The sequence below is a fragment of the Streptomyces sp. BE20 genome (assembly GCF_036322525.1).
GTDB lineage: Bacteria > Actinomycetota > Actinomycetes > Streptomycetales > Streptomycetaceae > Kitasatospora.
The window spans coordinates 1-934 of record NZ_JAQYWW010000901.1 but is presented as its reverse complement, the minus strand read 5'-3'; the positions used below and the strand labels follow the sequence as shown (position 1 = coordinate 934).

Below are 934 nucleotides of genomic sequence, written 5' to 3'. Positions count from 1 at the left end.
GGATCCGGAGCATGCGGGGACGTTCTACGCCCGGGAGGGCGGGTTCCTGTACGGGGCGGGGGACTTCGATGCGGGGCTGTTCGGGATCTCGCCGCGTGAGGCGCTGGCGATGGATCCGCAGCAGCGCCTGTTGCTGGAGACGTCGTGGGAGACGCTGGAAGCGGCCGGTGCCGATCCGCTCGGCCTGCGCGGCGAGCCGGTGGGCGTGTTCGTGGGCGCCTCCTTCATGGGATACGGCTCCGGACCGGTCGAGGCTTCCGACGGCGTGGAGGGGCACCTCCTGACGGGTACGGCTTCGTCGGTGATGTCGGGGCGGATCTCGTACACGTTCGGGCTCGAAGGCCCGGCGGTGACGGTGGACACGGCGTGTTCGTCGTCGCTGGTGGCCCTGCATCTGGCCGCGCAGGCGCTGCGGTCAGGTGAGTGCTCGATGGCGCTGGTCGGCGGCGTCACCGTGATGCCGAACCCGGATGTGTTCGTGGAGTTCTCGCGTCAGCGGGGTCTGGCACCGGACGGCCGGTGCAAGTCGTTCGGCGCGGACGCGGACGGGACGGGTTGGTCCGAGGGTGTCGGCATGCTGCTGGTCGAGCGGTTGTCGTCCGCGCGGGCTGCCGGTCGGCAGGTCCTGGCGGTGGTGCGGGGTACGGCGGTGAACCAGGACGGTGCGTCGAACGGTCTGACGGCGCCGAACGGTCCGTCGCAGCAGCGGGTGATCCGGGCGGCGTTGGCGCAGGCGGGGTTGAACCCGCAGGACGTCGACGCGGTCGAGGCGCACGGCACCGGCACGACGCTGGGTGACCCGATCGAGGCCCAGGCCCTCCTGGCCACCTACGGTCAGGACCGGGACGGCGGTGACCCGCTCTGGCTCGGGTCGGTGAAGTCCAACATCGGCCACACGCAGGCGGCGGCCGGTGTCGCCGGCATCATCAAGATG

General features: G+C 71.4%; 1 protein-coding gene. It reads left to right on the top strand.

Translation table 11 applies throughout. The features are described 5' to 3' along the window. The coding region (locus tag PUR61_RS19425; protein WP_329880242.1) for a polyketide synthase at positions 1-934 on the top strand (934 nt) is incomplete at both ends.